The sequence below is a fragment of the Vibrio sp. 1CM7H genome, assembly GCF_023161645.1.
Taxonomy (GTDB): domain Bacteria; phylum Pseudomonadota; class Gammaproteobacteria; order Enterobacterales; family Vibrionaceae; genus Vibrio; species Vibrio diabolicus.
This window is the reverse complement of record NZ_JALNTV010000001.1, coordinates 298,243-311,876: the sequence shown is the minus strand read 5'-3', so window position 1 is coordinate 311,876 and position 13,634 is coordinate 298,243. Positions and strand designations below refer to the sequence as shown.

The window sequence follows — 13,634 nt, the reverse complement described above, 5'->3', positions numbered from 1 at the left end:
AATCACTAAGAAACAGGAGAATAAATGTTAGAAATTGAATTTAATCTAGAACAACCTCACACCTCTTGGAACGCTAAAATACATCAATTAAATGGTGATATTTTACGAAGGCACGTATTACCTAAGCTTCATTCTCATAGCTACATGATCGATTTTGAATATTGTGAGAAAACGCAATCTGGAACTATTCTCTGTGATTCAGGTTCAAAGTTAGGAAGTTTTACTGTTAACTAATTCAGTTTTCATGCATTAATGAATGATGCAACTAATTTGGAAGGTATCCAATGGCTAGAAAAAGTAAGAAGCAAGCAGAAAAAGACAAAAAAGAGTCTGAGCAAAACGCGGCGGCGGTAAAACAAAAAACGCGACGCCGTATAGAAGACATTATGGAACAAAGAGAATTTGACAAGTTATTTGATCTATAAGCTATCCTTGACTCTCTCAATTCTCTCTCTGCTCCATCGTTGTGCAAGGTACCGCCACCTACCTTTGCTCAAACGAAGCCTCACTCTTTTCCTCGCTTATAACAACACGATAAGCCTCGTTCACGCTCAAAACCAATTTGCTCCTCTATACCCAAGTGACTTATACGGTTGCCAGTTACTTTTCTTAGAAAAATCCTTCGACTACTGACAACTAGGTTATTTGCGTATAGCCAAATTGAGAATTTTGCGTATAATCGCCTCGTTTGCTTCGTATAACCCCAATGATATGGTTTGGGGGTCTCTACCAGTTCCCGCAAAGTGCTGATTACGAAGAGTTGAGATCATCGTGGGTCTTACTCTTTGTGATAGCGTTCGATTTATTCCTATCTATACCTATTCTTAGAGTAACTGCATCCACAATACACATAAGGTGGAATATGAACGCATTTATTCAAGGTCTTCCAAAAGTAGAGCTGCACTTACATATCGAAGGTTCACTTGAACCAGAACTCTTATTCAAATTAGCGAAACGAAACGGCATCGAGATCCCTTACTCTTCTCCGAGTGAACTGCGCAGCGCGTATCAGTTCGAAGACTTACAGTCATTCCTTGACCTTTATTACCAAGGGGCGGATGTTTTGCGTAAAGAGCAAGACTTTTACGATCTCACTTGGGAATACTTACTGCACTGTAAAGCGGATAACGTTATTCATACCGAAATCTTTTTTGACCCACAAACGCATACAGAGCGCGGTATTGACTTTGACACCGTTATCCACGGGATCGCTCGCGCACTACAAGATGGGCACGAGAAGCTCGGCATTACTTCACAAATCATTGCGTGTTTTCTCCGTCACCTTTCAGAAGAAAGCGCCATGGAGACTCTGCAAGCCGTTCTGAAACACCGTGATAAGATCATTGGTGTCGGTCTAGATTCTTCAGAACAAGGCCATCCACCAGCTAAGTTCAAACGAGTATTTAAACAAGCAGTAGAAGCAGGCTTACTGACTGTTGCTCACGCAGGTGAAGAAGGTCCGGCACAAAACATTACCGATGCAATTGAAATGCTTCACGTCAGCCGCGTGGATCATGGTGTTCGCTGTGTTGAGGATGAAGCATTAGTCGAGTCGTTAATTGAAAGCAAAATGCCACTGACGGTATGTCCATTATCGAACCTTAAATTGTGTGTATTTGACGATATGAAAGATCACAATATTGTCGAGCTACTGCGCAAAGGGGTCGCTGTGACAATTAATTCGGACGATCCGGTATACTTTGGTGGTTACATGACAGATAACTTTTTAGCCGTCAACAACGCACACCCAATGAGTAAGAATGAACTAGCTCAATTCACAATGAATGCGATTGATGCTAGCTTCATCGATAATGAGTTGAAAGCGAAGTATCGCCATCTCGTTAGTCAATACGTAAGTCAGCATGAAGCGTTGTAATAAAGCCATCAGTGCTACATCTTGGGTCAAACACTTAGGTGTTAAAACCTTACAAAAGCTCTGTGGTTAACCGCATTTATAAGCGCTAGACTGAGAAAGCTAAACTAGCACACAAAAAGGAATAAAATCATGATTCAACAAGGCCAAGCTCTACCAGTTGCGACTCTAAGCGAATTGACTGCCAATGGTATGGTTAACCACGACGTTACTGAGCTGTTTGCAAACAAGAAAGTCGTACTCTTCGCTGTACCTGGCGCATTCACCCCAACGTGCTCGGAAGCTCACCTACCAGGCTATGTGGTATTAGCCGACGAGTTGAAAGCAAAAGGTGTTGATTTAATTGCGTGTGTTTCTGTAAACGATGCATTTGTGATGCAAGCTTGGGGCGAAGCTCAAAACGCTTCAGAAATCCTGATGTTGGGTGATGGCGACGCAAGCTTTACTAAAGCATTGGGTCTTGAAATGGATACCGGCGGCTTTGGTGGTATTCGCTCACAACGCTACGCCATGATCATTGAAAACGGCATTGTGACCAAACTTAACGTTGAAGAACCAAAAGAGTTTGAAGCAAGCAAAGCAGAAACGATTTTAGCGGCGCTTTAAGCTTACCCTTAGATACAAAAACGGAAGCCATCGCTTCCGTTTTTTGTTGGCTAACGCATTCTCACAACACTCGTTTGTTGCTTACGCTGCATTTCCGCAAAAGTCAGCACAAATGGGGATGATTGCTTTACGCGGCTCGGCAGTGAAGAAAGCGCATTGTAGGCATCCTGTTTCGTTTTAAAATCGCCAACAGTTACCGTATACCAACGCGTGCCTCGGCTGTTTTTCCAGTTAACCCAAACCGGATGCTTAGGATCGATATAACGAATGTAATCTTTCACATCTTTTTCTTGCTTTAGCGCGAGTACCTGCATCGTGTAATGGTTTGGGTTTAAATAACCATACGCATCCTGAGAGGTCATTACTCCAACACATTGGCCACTATCGACCTGCTGCTGGTAAGGCATAGCGCAGCCCATGAGCGATAAAATCAATGTCAAAGATAAAATCTTGTGCACGTGTCACTCCATTTTTGTTCTAGTTTCTTTTCTCTCGCACTCAAAAACACAAAAACGCTTCTAATTAGGCGAAAATAGACCCATACGAGAAGGTTCGATGTTTTAGCGCAACGAGTATTCCAAAAAAGTAAGGCGACCACGTTGGCCGCCTTAGTAAATTGATTTAATAGAACAATAACAAGATAGAGTGATAATGGCAGAAGTTAGCTGTTTTTTAGAGCCAACTCGCGACCAATTGCTTAAACCAGTCTAAAATTCGCTTGAATAAGCTGCCTTCTTCCACTGATTCCAACGCAACAAGTTCGGCTTCATTCACAACTTTACCTTCGACTTTGTAAAGCACTTTACCAACCACTTGTTGCTCAGAAATTGGCGCTACCAAATCGCCATTATATTCAACTTCAGCTTGTAGCTTTTTCACATCCCCTTTTGGTAAAGTGAGATAAACGTCATTGGCCACGCCTACTTTAAGCTCATCTTGTTCTCCCATCCAAACTCGAGCGTTCGCAACTTCCGTTCCTGCCTCGGTTGGCATTACCGTATCGTAAAAGCGGAAGCCATAACTTAGCAGTTGTTTGCTTTCGGATTCACGGATATTCTCACTTTTTGCTCCCATCACAACAGCAATTAAACGCATGTCACCTTGAGTCGCTGAAGTCGCTAGACTATAACCAGCACCGCTTGTATAACCAGTTTTCATGCCATCGACATTCATACTGCGATCACGAAGCAAGCCATTGCGGTTATATTGCGTAATGCCGTTGTAGGTAAACGAGGTTTCGCTATACAGTGGGTAGATGTCAGGTAAGTCACGAATAATAGCTTGACCCAACTTGGCAATGTCATAAGGTGTTGAATATAAACCGTCACTGTCTAGACCATGAGGGTTGGTGAAAGCTGTGTTATTTAATTCAAGCTTAGCAGCCCAACTATTCATCAAGCTTACAAACCCTGATTCACTACCTGCGACATGTTCAGCAATGGCCACACTAGCATCATTACCTGATTGAACAACCAGGCCACGGTATAAGTCAGATAAAGAAACGGAAGTATTGACTTCAATAAACATCTTTGAGGAATCTGGGAAGTTTTTTGCCCAAGCATTTCGGCTAATGACGACCTCATCATCCAAAGTAATATTACCTGCGTTAATTTCTTGACCAGCCACATAAGCCGTCATTAACTTCGTTAAGCTCGCAGGATTTAGCCGTTTATGTGCATCACGTTCAACCAGCACTTTCCCAGTGTGAAAGTCCATCAAAACATAGCCACGAGAACTGAGTTCCGGTGCATTTGGCACAACGGTTGGTGCTGCATAAGCCAACGAAGATACAGCAGCGAACCCTGTAATTAACACTGTGTTTAATATAGTACTTTTTCTCATCATGACATCTTATCTTAGTAGCATTTAAGGCTTACAAACGGTACCCGAATGAATTCAAAGCGCAGGGTTACCTAGGTAAAGAGCGAGTATATTGAAACGGCGCTCAGTTACAGCCACCTTGTTACGATTAGTTACTTTTACTCAATGTTTGTCGAGAATAATGAGAGGTAGGTAGAGCTTTCGTCTAGAAAGATGAGACAAGAGGCGAGAAATCATGCCGTTATGCTATGTAATTAGTGTTCAGAGAAAAAACCGTACAAGCCAGATCTAAAACTAAGCTTGTACGAGAAAAGATAGCTAAAAATTTTATCACTATCTAACTAGGGGCAACTAAGAAAATCTACAATTCAATTAATAATCCGAACTAATAATTGACTAACCAATGCTTCATCTCGGTCATAACAACATAATAATTTATTGTCAGAATTTCAGATAAAAATAAAAATTCAATTTATATATAACCTAAATATTATCTATTACTAGACAGGAGAAAAGTATAATTTCCCTTTCTTAAAACTAAGGGAGGCTTTTTTCGATGCCTTTGAGTTTGTATCGTCATCAGTAAACTGAGTGTAACAATGAGGGATAAGGCATCCGGCTTTAGCACGAAAAGATAAGCCACTGTTATTTAAGTTCACTCTCTGCTTTTTTATCACTAAAGACTTTAAATTTCGGTTACCTTCAGTTTGTATAGCAATTCTTTCACGTACCCCAACCCAGTACGAATCAAACGACGACATTATACATATCCTCTTTCATGGTATAAGCAGTTGTAATTAAACATTGCTCAAAGCTAGATGTAGAATTCAGTAAATTATTTAAATTTTATTTATCTATAAATTTTAATTTAAATAGATTAACCTGCACATTCCACACAAAATAAAAGGTTATGTCAAAGATTAATTATCATTAAGTTTATTTATACTAGATATAAAATTAAGTTATAAATTTAAGGTTATCTAAAGTATAAATTTTTAGAATATCATCAGCTAATAGTTAATAGAAATGCAGAGGGCTTGTTGAATATGAAAACGACAAATAGAAGCAAAGAACTATCTATAGATTGAATAATCCTCAACGGGGTTACAATTCAAATAAAAGTAGCGCATCTAGTAAGATGCGCTATGGATTTGATCAGTTTTGGAGTATGAGTTCGGATGAAAACAAACTTACTTGAAGTGACTGAGCCAAGATTGCTTATGGTTTAAGCTTCAATACCTTATCAATATCTTCTGCGCTGTGACGTTCAGGTAACTGCTCCCACTCTTCTCCCCATGAGCGATTCACAATACGACCACGCTGGACAGCTTCTCGCTCATCAATCGCTTTCGCCCAACGTACAACGTTTTTGTAACTCTCCGCATCTAAGAACTCCGCAGCATCATACGCGCGACCCAATACCAAATTGCCGTACCATGGCCAAGTAGCGATGTCTGCGATACTGTACTCATCGCCTCCTAGGAATTCATTGTTTGCGAGGCGCTTGTCTAATACATCTAACTGACGTTTTGCTTCCATTGTAAAACGGTTGATTGGGTACTCGAACTTCTCTGGTGCGTACGCGTAGAAGTGACCAAAACCACCGCCTAGGTATGGCGCAGAACCTTGCAGCCAGAATAACCAGTTCATTACCTCAGCACGCTTAGCGCCTTCTTTTGGTAGAAAGTGACCAAACTTCTCTGCTAGGTAGAACAGGATGTTACCTGATTCAAACACGTTCACTGGCTCAGAACCTGAACGGTCAACCAGTGCCGGAATTTTCGAGTTCGGGTTCACAGCAACAAAACCAGAACCAAACTGGTCGCCGTCACCAATCTTGATCAGGTATGCATCATATTCTGCTTCTTTTACGCCTGCCGCCAGAAGCTCTTCAAACATGATTGTTACTTTCTGGCCGTTTGGAGTCCCCATGGAATAAAGTTGGAATGGGTGTTCCCCAACAGGCAATTCTTGCTCATGACGAGCGCCTGAGTCCGGGCGGTTAATGCTCGCCCACTGGCCACCGTTTTCGTTATCGTTTGTCCAAACTTTTGGTGGAATGTATTCGTTAGCCATTGTTATCCCTTATTGTGTTTGAATGCATTATCAAACTGGCAAACTCAGTGCGCCAGCAAGCATGATGAAGTAACCCACCGCATTCGATAAATGGGCATACCCAAGATATTAGGCCGGAATCTTCAAATAAAAGTCCTGACCTTTCACTTAATTAGAACCTTTGGTTATGGGATTTTCTTTCACGCTATAAGGAAAAAAGTTGTGTTAATGTGAGTTAGGTTCGAGATGCTAACAATAATGAGTAAGCACAACTCGGCGGCGCATCTCTGTTTGGTGATTTAGAACAACCGCTTAACTTTACAGTCACCAAGAGTGAAGTTGTTTTGGATACCTTAGTTCAAACCACTTACGTGCATGAAAGATAGTTAGGCTAGATAGTTAAAAAGAAAAACGCCCTTCACTGAGTCAATGAAGGGCGTTTTAATATCTTTGTAATCGAAACCGTTACTTAGCTGATTCAAACAAACCAGTGATGCCTTTCAAAGGGAAAAGCCTTGCTTGCTCCAACCCTTTCAACGTTACCTTGTTGAGGTCATCAATAAAGAAACGACTGGTCATCGTGTGTTTACCACCATTAATAAAAATCTCGATGACAGAGTTGTCGATATATATATCAATCGTCTGCTTAGCGTCCAATCTTGGTGCTTTTCGAATGCCACCAAATTCTTCTGCGTACAAATGAGACATGTGACGACGGTCCAGCATAAACTCGTGCTCTGTCGCACTAAAGACGATGTTGTCACCTTTGAGGTTAGTCAGCTCAAGTTCAAAGCCATCGCCCTCAAGGTCTAATTGTATCAAACAACTGGTGCTTTCCAATGTATGGGATTGTGCAAAGACCACCTCTTCTTTTCTTAAACTCTCCAGCTCAGGGAGTGGAGTTTGAACAAGAAAACCATCTTTCAACGTTAGTTCTCTAGGAAGAGACAACATTCCTGCCCACTGGTGTGTGACCGATGGTGTGTCGATTTCTGGCAACCCTATCCATGCAATAAGAATGCGACGCCCACTCTCATCTAAATAGGTTTGGGGGGCGTAGAAATCAAACCCATAATCTGGCTGTAAAATATCTTGGTGGTTTTCTAAAGTCATCGACTCTAGGTTCAACTGATCACCCACGATATACGCGACAGAATAGATGTTTTTGAAATCATAAGGATTACTACTGCTCACACCCTGTGGAGAAAACAGCATCACCGATTGACCATTAATCTCAAAGAAATCAGGACACTCCCACATGTACCCAAGGTCAGAAAACTTGGTCTTGATAGGACCTTTATGCTGCCACGTTTTCAAATCTTTGCTTTGATAAAGCGCCATTGAGCCATGCTCAGTTTTGGTTTGAGCACCCACCACCATCAAATAGTCGTCGCCTTTCTTCCAAACTTTTGGATCACGAAAGTGCTCCGTGTAATGTTCGTTCTCAATGACCACACCGTGCTTTTCAATGTTGCCGTCTGAATCCATGGTGGCAAAACACTGTGTTGGGATTCGATTCCAATTTTGGTCACGCTTGTTGCCAGTAAAAAACAGCAAAGCCTTGTTGTTTTCCACCAAAGCGCCGCCCGAATAGACACCATGTGAATCGTAGTCTTGGTCAGGATGAAGACCTACGCCATGATCAGTAAAATGGATGAAGTCTTTAGTAGAAAGGTGATACCAATACTTCATTCCATGGACTGGTCCCACTGGCGTCCACTGGTAAAAGATGTGGTGCTCACCATTGAAATAGCACAACCCATTTGGGTCATTTAACAGCCCAAATCTAGGGGCGATATGAAAACTAGGAAAGCCTTTATCTTGCTGACGTAAAAGTGTCATTTCTTCGATATCACACTGAGGGATTTGCTCAAGTCGGCGATATCTTTGCTCTACAGTCCAACGGTTGTTTAAGCTCATAATTTTTCTCAACTGAAATTGGATCTGGAGATCATTGCCCAATAAATTGCAGCAATTCTGTCTGGGTCGGAAGCGCAGTCATTGCGCCTTTTTGCGTCGTCGCTAATGCGCCACAGCCATTTGCCCATTGAATCGCAGAGCTAACAACAGGATGATTTTTCCAATCGTCATGTTGAGACAGACATGCCAGTAACCCTCCGACAAAAGCATCACCCGCACCTGTGGTATCAATCGGACTAACGGCTTGACCTGTGATCAGCTCATTCTGACTTTCAAAGACTCGCCAAACACCTTTCGCACCTTGTGTCACCAAGACCAAAGCAATATTCAAAGCGGCTATTTGTTGTAAACCTTGCGCCATCGATGTTGAGTCAGTTAAGAACAAAAGCTCTTCTTCAGAGAACTTAACCACATCAGCCATCGCTACAGCCTTCATCACGACAGCTTGGATTTCTGATTGATCTTGCCACACTTCATCACGCAAGTTAGGGTCAAAGCTAATGAAACCACCAGCGGCTTTTGCTCTTTTGATCGCCTCAAATGTGCTGCTTCTACTTGGCTCATTTGCCAGTGAAATCGAACAAACATGCAGCCAGTCACCTTGCTTAAAGTTAGGGATGTCTTCAACAGACATAAACTGATCTGCGCTCGGTTTCACCATAAATGTAAAGCTGCGTTCACCTTGATCATCTAAATCCACCACCACTGTTGATGTTCTTTGCTCAGGATCTTTAACGAGAAACTCCGTGCACACGCCCTCTTGATCCAGAGTTGATTGCATGAAGCGACCAAATGGGTCATCCCCCACACGTCCAAAAAACGCACTCTTACCAGATAGACGAGCAATTGCTACGGCGACATTCGCTGGTGCACCACCGGGACATTTGAGTAAAGAAGTCTCAGATTCCGGTATTAGATCGACAACAGCATCACCAGTTACCCACACTTGATTCATCTTGCTTACCTTAAAATTAAAGCCCTGATAGCCCAACGTGTTGAACACCTTCACTACCAAGTAAAAATTGAAAAAGGCTAGCCAAGCCATTAGTGCTTGGCTAGCACCCCAAACATTTAGGAAAAGAAGTGGATTTTGGGGGACTCCACCCTTAAGGAGTTCAGATTAAGCCGCTGCTTTTTTACCGACTTTAGCGCGGTCACGCATACCAAGAACAATGGTGAGAACAAATGCGGTCAAGAACGCGATCACCATACCCGCGATGTAGTAACCAATCTTATCCGGCGTGATGGAAATGATGCCTGGAAGACCAGCTGCCCCTAATGCCTGAGCTTTCACATTAAACATTGTGATGAACGCACTTGATAACGCCGCAGCGCAAACTGCCGCAATAAATGGGTAACGTAGTTTTAAGTTAACACCAAACATGGCTGGTTCTGTAATACCCAGCAAACCCGTGACACCCGATGGAATCGCAATACCTTTCATCTTCTTATCTTTACTCATCACGCCTACCGCCAACGCTGCAGCACCTTGAGAAACGTTAGACATCGCCGCAATAGGAAAGATAAAGGTGCCGCCTGTCATCGCAATATCCGCAAGAAGTTGCGTTTCAATCGCAATGAAGCTGTGATGCATACCGGTAATAACAAACGGAGCATAGATAAGACCAAATACCGCACCACCAACAAAGCCAGCTGTGTTGTATAGCCAGTTCAGACCATCCCCCAATAGGAAACCGATATCACGCGTGAATGGACCGACGACAGTAAACGTCAATAAACCCGTGATGAAAATCGCAAGTAGCGGCGTTAAAAGGTTATCTAAAACCGAAGGAATAACCTTGCGCAGACCCAACTCAACCTTCGCAAGAATGAATGCCGATACCAAAACCGGTAACACCGAACCTTGGTAGCCCACTTTTTGAATTTCAAAGCCAAGAATATTCCAAACCGGAATGTTGCCAGATACCGCAGCCCCCCCGAAGCCCCACCCGTTAAGTAATTCTGGGTGGACCATCAACATACCTAGCGCCGCCCCTAAATAAGGGTTGCCGCCAAACTTCTTACTGGCTGAAAATGCCAGCAGAATAGGCAGGTAAACAAACGGAGCGTTCGCAAACGTGTTGATCATGTTCGCCAAGTCTGTCAGTCCTGGGTTGGCATCAATCAAAGATTTGCCATCAATAAACAAGCCTTGAGCAGTCAATAGGTTATAGATACCCATCAACAAACCGCCAGCGACGATTGCTGGAATGATTGGGACGAAAATATCAGACAGCCCTTTCACCGCGCGCTGAACGATGTTTTGTTTCTCTGCGCCAGCAGACGCAACGTCGTTGGTGGACATTTCACTCATCCCCGTCAACTTCGCCATTTCTGCATAAACTTGGTTTACGATGCCTGATCCAAAAATGATTTGGTACTGACCCGCAACTTTGAACTGCCCTTTTACCCCTTCAAGGCTATCAATCGCTTGTTCATCTATTTTTTGCTCATCTGCAACGGCAAGGCGTAAGCGTGTCGCACAATGCGCAAGTGCGGTGATGTTGCTTTTACCACCTAATAGAGTTAACAACTCTTTTGCTACTGCCGGATAATTCATTTCATACCCCATTGGATTATTATCTGAGCTTGCGAAATTTTCGGGAACGTTTGCAAAATAGATTTTTGCTCAATAAAACCAAATGATCAAAGATAAAGCAGAGAGAATGTGAGAATGATCGTCAAATTCTCTCCCTAAGAGCAGTATAGGAAGTTAGAATCGCTACTTATCAAAGAGCTTTTCATCTTCTCTTTGCAAACAATCCCAAAAACGAAAAACAGAATGGATAGGAACAATGGCGAGTCTGCATGATGTCGCCCGTCTGGCTGGCGTATCAAAATCAACAGTGTCACGGGTTATAAACGATGAGTATGGCGTAAAAGAAGCGACAAAACAGAAGGTCCGCCAAGCAGTAGCGGAGTGTGGCTATGTGCCGAACCAAGTCGCTAAAGATCTAAAATCTCAAAAGACCAATCTGGTTGGTGTCATTGTTCCTCGGGTTTCCTCTCATGCCACATCCCAAGGTGTCGATGGATTAACCGATGTCCTTGAAAAAGCTGGGAAACATGTCTTACTTGCTAGCACTCACCAAGCCCACGAAAAAGAACTGGAATACATTCAGATCTTTAACCAAAAACGGGTTGAAGGGATCATTCTTTACGCCACCCACCTCGATTCCAAGCTGGTAAAAGCAATTCAAAACTCAGCGGTCCCAGTTGTGCTCGTCGGTCAAGATGGTTCCATGTTTAATATTCCAAGCATCATTCATGATGACGCACGAGTGGGGTTTGAAGCGGGAAATAGACTAGTTGCAAAAGGTTGCCAAACTATGGGGTTTATTGGCGTGCAAGGTGACGATATCGCGGTAGATAAACAACGCTCTGAAGGATTTGTTCAAGCCCTGCAACACCATGGTTTTGAGCTCGCCTTTCATGCTCGTGGTGACTTTACAATCGATTCTGGCTATTCATTGGCAAAACAACACTTAACAAAGAACCCTAAGCTAGATGGCTTGTTCTGTGCGACAGACCGTATTGCTATCGGTGCGATGAGAGCGATTCAAGAACTCGGATTAACACCGGGTAAAGACGTTTTAGTGCTAGGAGTTGGTGATGATGAGCTCGCATCAGTGTGCACCCCAACCTTATCAACATTTAACTATGCATTTGATAAAGCAGGGGAAAATGGTGCGAAACTGTTACTAGATAGAATCGCCAACAGAAGTTTTGAAATGAGTAAGATGGTACTAACCTTCAAAACAATTGAGCGTCAGTCCTGTTAATGAAAAAGCGCCAACTGAAATCAGTTGGCGCTTTTCTTATTACTCTTTGTCGGTTAGAGCCCTTTAGAACCAAGTTTCCATTTGCAGTGCAAACAGAACTTCACCACCATCACCCATCGTTGCAGCGCCCGCATCCTGGCTAATCGAGTAGCCATTCAAGTCTTCGCTCCAATCAACGTAGCTAACTGCAAAACGTAGCTCCGGACGGTCAAAGAAACCTGCTGCGGTAGACATCTTAAGCGTTGGTGCAATTGTCGCTTTGTAAAAACTGCCACTTGCTTTATCAATCGCATTGTCTAGGTCCATGTATTGGTATGAGCCTTCATAAACCATCTCAAAGTTTTGCGTAAACTCTTGTGCTAAGCGGATGTTGAACGATGCCCACGTAAATTCATCATTTTTAGCAAAGCGATCTTGGCTGTGTTCTGCTAGCAACGCAGGTGCTACACGCCAGTTGTCGCCGATGCGTGTTACACCATAACTGAACAAGCGTACGGCTTTTGCGTCTTCTAGCAAATCACCGTTTGAACCAATGCCTTTAAGTTCCACACCCAGTCCATCACCCATCAAAATACCGGTTTTAGAGAAGCCTTCACTCATGCCAAAGAAGTTATCGCCATGGTAAGCAAACATCGCATGTAAACCTTTGTCCGCTGCACCCTCTACCCGATCATTGTTATCAGCAGACGTCATGCCGCTCAGCATCAATTGCCAATTACCAAAGCGGTTGTTCATTGTCGCGATATAGTTTTCAACATCAGTTGACGAGCTATCAATCTCACCAAAATCACGACCATAGATCGAGAAGTTTGCTTTCCATGAATCGCTCATTTGGACGTCATACACACCTGCACCAGTACCAGAGAGGAAAACGATATCCGAGTCAAAGAAGTGAATGTCAAAGTTATCACGGTCAAATCGTTTACCTGCCCAAAACGTTGCGTCAGCAAACGCACTTGATTCAGAGAACATGCTCAACTTGTTTAGCTCAGCATATACCTGACGAACGTTTAATTGACTCTCACTCGCTGTCCATTCGTTATTGGTTTCCGTACTATCTGCCAGCATGATTCGGAACAATGCGCTGGAACCATCATCTGCAAAGCGTTTGTGAATAAGGTTTGCTTCCACATAATGATCATCCTCAACCCCTAATCGTCCAATTGGAGCGCCAATAGCACCAGCTGCCGTCATGTAAGGACCAGTACCCACTGCACCATTCAGATCATCATTAATGAGCAGCCCGGAACGAGCGTAACCATGAAACTCAAAGCTTGAGGCTTTCTCATTTGCTTCTGTGGATACTTTTTCTGTTTGTTCAAGTCTCTGTTCTAATTCATTAATTCGCTTTTCAAGAGCGTCAACATCTGTTGTTGCGAATGCAGGTGCAGTAATCAGCCCAAGCGCTACTGCCATCGTCAAAGTGTGTAGTTTCATTTCCATAGTCTCACGTAAATTTATACTTAGGTTACCTGCAAACGTTCCCAAGCAAAATTGCAAACTTATGGTGACTTTAAATGTCCATCTAAAGCCTGAATTTCAGAGCGCTCAGATACAGAGCGTCTCTACCACTTGTA

At 43.0% G+C, this 13,634-nt stretch carries 12 protein-coding genes, 1 pseudogene and 1 riboswitch; of the genes and pseudogenes, 6 read left to right on the top strand and 7 right to left on the bottom strand.

Annotation, left to right across the window (positions count from 1 at the left end; all coding sequences use genetic code 11):
• The first annotated feature begins 24 nt into the window (after nt 1–24).
• The 4 genes from MSG33_RS01395 to MSG33_RS01380 all read left to right on the top strand — a co-directional run bounded on the left by MSG33_RS01395 (nt 25) and on the right by MSG33_RS01380 (nt 2,479).
• Nucleotides 25–234, top strand: coding sequence for a hypothetical protein (locus tag MSG33_RS01395; protein WP_053807947.1), 210 nt, complete (start codon nt 25–27; stop codon nt 232–234).
• A 50-nt stretch (nt 235–284) separates the two neighbouring features.
• On the top strand, nt 285–425 hold the full coding sequence (locus tag MSG33_RS01390; protein WP_005396335.1) for a hypothetical protein: 141 nt from the start codon (nt 285–287) through the stop codon (nt 423–425).
• Nucleotides 426–673: 248 nt separating this feature from the next.
• A riboswitch (purine riboswitch) is annotated at nt 674–773 on the top strand.
• Between the two features lie 89 nt (nt 774–862).
• Nucleotides 863–1,876 carry an adenosine deaminase gene (locus MSG33_RS01385; RefSeq protein ID WP_248379539.1) on the top strand — a complete coding sequence of 338 codons (1,014 nt, stop codon included), beginning with the start codon at nt 863–865 and terminating at the stop codon, nt 1,874–1,876.
• Between the two features lie 129 nt (nt 1,877–2,005).
• Nucleotides 2,006–2,479: a peroxiredoxin gene (locus tag MSG33_RS01380; protein WP_167427310.1), complete on the top strand. Its 474-nt coding sequence runs from the start codon at nt 2,006–2,008 to the stop codon at nt 2,477–2,479.
• 50 nt (nt 2,480–2,529) lie between these two features.
• On the opposite strand, the gene MSG33_RS01375 is transcribed toward MSG33_RS01380, so the two are convergent.
• The 3 genes from MSG33_RS01375 to yghU form a co-directional block, all read right to left on the bottom strand.
• A complete protein-coding gene (locus MSG33_RS01375; protein ID WP_006741205.1) occupies nt 2,530–2,937 on the bottom strand; it encodes an SPOR domain-containing protein in 408 nt (135 codons plus the stop codon).
• A gap of 214 nt (nt 2,938–3,151) precedes the next feature.
• A complete protein-coding gene (locus MSG33_RS01370) occupies nt 3,152–4,321 on the bottom strand; it encodes a D-alanyl-D-alanine carboxypeptidase family protein (protein WP_170901895.1) in 1,170 nt (389 codons plus the stop codon).
• 1,197 nt (nt 4,322–5,518) lie between these two features.
• Nucleotides 5,519–6,376 (bottom strand): glutathione-dependent disulfide-bond oxidoreductase, encoded by an 858-nt coding sequence (gene yghU / locus MSG33_RS01365; RefSeq protein ID WP_047008085.1) that lies wholly within the window; start codon nt 6,374–6,376, stop codon nt 5,519–5,521.
• 254 nt (nt 6,377–6,630) lie between these two features.
• On the opposite strand from yghU, the pseudogene MSG33_RS23580 reads away from it, so the two are divergent.
• Nucleotides 6,631–6,741 (top strand): annotated as a pseudogene (locus MSG33_RS23580) (dihydrofolate reductase); the annotation flags it as partial.
• A gap of 79 nt (nt 6,742–6,820) precedes the next feature.
• On the opposite strand, the gene MSG33_RS01360 reads toward MSG33_RS23580, so the two are convergent.
• The 3 genes from MSG33_RS01360 to MSG33_RS01350 form a co-directional block, all read right to left on the bottom strand.
• Entirely contained in the window at nt 6,821–8,275 is a 1,455-nt protein-coding gene (locus MSG33_RS01360; RefSeq protein WP_248379538.1) for a sucrose-6-phosphate hydrolase, read from the bottom strand.
• Between the two features lie 31 nt (nt 8,276–8,306).
• Nucleotides 8,307–9,230: an aminoimidazole riboside kinase gene (locus MSG33_RS01355; protein ID WP_248379536.1), complete on the bottom strand. Its 924-nt coding sequence runs from the start codon at nt 9,228–9,230 to the stop codon at nt 8,307–8,309.
• A 165-nt stretch (nt 9,231–9,395) separates the two neighbouring features.
• Nucleotides 9,396–10,835: a sucrose-specific PTS transporter subunit IIBC gene (locus tag MSG33_RS01350; protein ID WP_005392788.1), complete on the bottom strand. Its 1,440-nt coding sequence runs from the start codon at nt 10,833–10,835 to the stop codon at nt 9,396–9,398.
• Nucleotides 10,836–11,070: 235 nt separating this feature from the next.
• Here MSG33_RS01350 and MSG33_RS01345 point away from each other — a divergent pair, with 235 nt between their 5' ends.
• Complete coding sequence (locus tag MSG33_RS01345) at nt 11,071–12,057, top strand: LacI family DNA-binding transcriptional regulator (protein WP_009698245.1); 987 nt, start codon at nt 11,071–11,073, stop codon at nt 12,055–12,057.
• Nucleotides 12,058–12,120: 63 nt separating this feature from the next.
• Here the strand turns inward: MSG33_RS01345 and MSG33_RS01340 are convergent, their stop codons facing one another.
• Entirely contained in the window at nt 12,121–13,494 is a 1,374-nt protein-coding gene (locus tag MSG33_RS01340) for a carbohydrate porin (protein WP_248380541.1), read from the bottom strand.
• Nucleotides 13,495–13,634 lie beyond the last annotated feature (140 nt).